Raw genomic sequence first — 3,090 nt, 5'->3', positions numbered from 1 at the left:
AAGAGAAATGACGTCAACACCCTGCCGCAAAATTTCTTTGCGTAATTTGACAATTTATTGTTTTTATAAATTTTTATTTTCATCTTTCCGGCAAACACCGGCCGCTACAAAATAAAAACGCCCGTTAAAAAAAGCCGTCTGAAAATTTCAGACGGCTTTTTAAATGATGATTTTCCGTTTTAGTCTTTACGGAAGCTGTCGTGACAGGCTTTGCAGCTTTGGCCGACTTGGCCGAATGCGGCTTTAACGGCATCGACATTCTCGGCAGTAGCGGCGGCGGTATTCAATGCGGCAACGGCGGCAACGAATTTTTCAGCTTCTTGTTGGAACTCTGCTGCTTTGCTCCACACTTCCGGCTTGGCTTCGGATTCTTCCTGCGCGCTGGCTTCGGTGTAGTGCGCCCACGGTTTATCGGCATTGGCGTTCAGCTTTTCGGCTGCCGCTTTGAATGCGGCAGCATCGTAGGCGGTTTCGCCTTTCACCATTTTACCCATAACGCCGAAATCTTCTTTAAAGGCTTTCATCAGCTGTTCGCGTGCTTCAACATCGGCCTTAGCGCTGCCGGCAGGTGCTGCGGCGGCGGCTTGCTCGGCGGGTTTTTCAGACGGCTTTTCGGCTTGACCGCCACAAGCAGCCAGCAGCAATACGGACAATACGCCCGCGCTCAGAAGGGATTTTTTCATTTGTGTTCCTTATATAGGTATGGTTTGGATTGGGATATTTTAATTTATGATGTGTGCGGACAGGCCGCGCTGTATGCAAATGCTATCAGCTATCGAAATCCAGTCAAGCAATCCGGCTGTTTTTGCTTTTGTTAACAATCAGTAACAGATACAGGCCGTCTGAAAACGACTTTTTCGATACCGCCGCCCTACCGGTTTCAGCGTTTAATCTCGCCCTGAATGGCACGGATATTGGCTTCCCGGTCGCGCACGGCTTGATTCAGACGGCTGATTTTAGCCTGGTCGCCTTTCTTTTTCGCCACATTCAGCTGCGCTTTGGCGCGGGCGAGTGCCGCCTGCTCGTTGCGGATTTCATTTTGCAGAATCTGCTTGCGGGTCAGCTGCGGCTTGGGTTTGGGCGCCGGTGCGGCAATAATGGGGGCGGGGGTGATCTTGCTTTTTTTGTTTAACGCGGCGGCGCGCTCTTTGGCGGATTTCAAACCTGCGGCACTGGTGCTGCTTTTACCGTTACGCAGCTTCACATCGATACGCGGCTGGGCGGCCGGCGCGCTGTTGGTGACGCTGCCGGCCACGTCGGCTTCGGTCAGCGGCTTCATGATTACGTCGTCATCTATTTTGTAGGCGATGTTGCGCTTGGTTTCGGCTTTAATCTGCTCGGTTTCCTGCAGCTTTTTCTCAATCTGCTCGGGCGTGAACTCGGCCGTGCCGTCCATGCTTTCGGTCACGCAGCGGCCGCCGGCGCCCTCGGGGCAGATTTTGTCGGCATGGGCGGAAAAAGCAGCGCCAGCGGCCAAACAGGCAATCAAGGTGTAAATAATGGATTTCATGTGTGCGGATATCCAATCCAAGTATTTGGGCAAATCGGGCTATTATACTATGCCGTCTGTAAACTTCGGTGCACAACCGTAAAAGCCGGTCGGTATAGACTTATCGCAGGGCGATGTCTATAATACGCGTTTCCTTACGGGAGTAGCCATCCGGGGTGCTTATGACTACCGGAGCCGTTGTCAACATATTTGCCTTTGGGCATGGCAGCGGCATCTGCCGCTCGAGCTGCAGACAGGCAAGACGTAAGCGCTCCGGCAGCCTGTGGGCAGCCGCCGATGCGCTTTCTGTTTTGCCCACACCAGCCTGAGTATCTTGATATGGAAGCTTTATTCTCTTCAACTTTGGGTGTCGCCATCGCGGAAATCGGCGATAAAACCCAACTCCTCGCTCTCTTTCTGGCAGCGCGTTTCGCGCAGAAAAACGCCATCGTCGCCGGCATCTTCGTTGCCACTTTGCTTAACCACCTGCTTTCTGCCGTACTCGGCGTATGGCTGGCGCAATTTGTATCCCCCGATACCATGAAATGGATCGTCGGCGGCAGCTTTATTGCGGTCGGACTGTGGCTGCTGCTGCCCGACAAAGACGACAATCCCGATAACCGCTGGCTCAAATACGGCGCATTCGGCGCAACCGTATTGCTGTTTTTCATGGCGGAAATCGGCGACAAAACCCAAATCGCCACCGTCTTGCTGGCGGCCAAATACCAATCGCTACTCTGGGTGGTGTTCGGCAGCACGCTGGGGATGATGCTGGCCAACGTGCCCGTTGTGTATCTCGGCGAAATGCTGATGAAAAAAATCCCGGCCAAAGCCGTACGCTTCGCCGCCTGCGCCCTGTTCTGCGTTTTGGGCTTAATGACCCTGGCCGGCGGCGGCATTACCCTACACTAAAAGCCGTCTGAAAAATGCTGGAAATCTTATTGCAAACGGCCGATTTCGTGGCCGTCAACAAACCGCCGGGCATCGCCGTACACCAAGAAGCGGGCGCGGACAATCTGCAGCAGATGCTGGCCGCGCAGCTCGGCGTGCCGCAATTATGGCTGCTGCACCGCTTGGACAAACCCACCAGCGGCGTATTGCTGTTTGCCCGCCACCCGCAGGCCGCGTCCGACTTGGCGCAGCAGTTTGCCGGGCGGCAGATGCACAAAACCTACCTGGCCCTCAGCGACGGCAAACCCGCCAAAAAACAGGGTTGGGTCAAAGGCGGCATGGAAAAATCGCGGCGCGGCACTTGGAAGCTGACGCGCGCTACGGAAAACTTCGCCGTAACGCACTTTACCAGCCGCGCCCTTGCCCCCGGCCTGCGCCTTTTTCTGCTCAAACCGCATACCGGCAAAACACACCAGCTGCGCGTGGCCATGAAATCCCTGTCCGCCCCGATTTTGGGCGATACTGCTTACGGCGGTACTACTGCACCCCGCCTGTTTCTGCACGCCTGGCGCATCGCCTTTGAATACGGCGGCACTCATTTCGACATCACCGCCCCACTCGACCTCAGCTGGCCGTCTGAAACCGCAACCGCATTGCAGGAAATGACGTTAACCTATAGTCGGAGAGTAAATTCTGATACAAGGTGGCAA

4 protein-coding genes are annotated in these 3,090 nt (G+C 54.9%); 2 read left to right on the top strand and 2 right to left on the bottom strand.

Annotated elements, in window-relative coordinates:
• Nucleotides 1-179: 179 nt before the first annotated feature.
• Together BDE01S_RS09460 and BDE01S_RS11730 are read right to left on the bottom strand one after the other, a co-directional pair.
• Nucleotides 180-683: a c-type cytochrome gene (locus BDE01S_RS09460; RefSeq protein WP_066080757.1), complete on the bottom strand. Its 504-nt coding sequence runs from the start codon at nucleotides 681-683 to the stop codon at nucleotides 180-182.
• 197 nt (nucleotides 684-880) lie between these two features.
• Nucleotides 881-1,510, bottom strand: coding sequence for a hypothetical protein (locus BDE01S_RS11730; RefSeq protein ID WP_066080754.1), 630 nt, complete (start codon nucleotides 1,508-1,510; stop codon nucleotides 881-883).
• A gap of 318 nt (nucleotides 1,511-1,828) precedes the next feature.
• On the opposite strand from BDE01S_RS11730, the gene BDE01S_RS09450 reads away from it, so the two are divergent.
• Together BDE01S_RS09450 and BDE01S_RS09445 are read left to right on the top strand one after the other, a co-directional pair.
• Nucleotides 1,829-2,401, top strand: a complete 573-nt coding sequence (locus BDE01S_RS09450) for a TMEM165/GDT1 family protein (protein WP_066080748.1) — start codon at nucleotides 1,829-1,831, stop codon at nucleotides 2,399-2,401.
• Between the two features lie 14 nt (nucleotides 2,402-2,415).
• On the top strand, nucleotides 2,416-3,090 hold a 675-nt coding region (locus BDE01S_RS09445; RefSeq protein ID WP_156472605.1), incomplete at its 3' end, for a TIGR01621 family pseudouridine synthase.

The organism is Bergeriella denitrificans NBRC 102155, from assembly GCF_001592185.1.
Taxonomy (GTDB): domain Bacteria; phylum Pseudomonadota; class Gammaproteobacteria; order Burkholderiales; family Neisseriaceae; genus Neisseria; species Neisseria denitrificans.
The sequence above is the reverse complement of the archived record's forward strand: the minus strand, read 5'-3'. Positions and strand labels throughout refer to the sequence as shown.

Coding starts and splice junctions, on each gene's coding strand:
- BDE01S_RS09460 (WP_066080757.1), bottom strand. CDS start 683: ATGAAAAAATCCCTTCTGAGCGCGGGCGTATTGTCCGTATTGCTGCTG.
- BDE01S_RS11730 (WP_066080754.1), bottom strand. CDS start 1,510: ATGAAATCCATTATTTACACCTTGATTGCCTGTTTGGCCGCTGGCGCT.
- BDE01S_RS09450 (WP_066080748.1), top strand. CDS start 1,829: ATGGAAGCTTTATTCTCTTCAACTTTGGGTGTCGCCATCGCGGAAATC.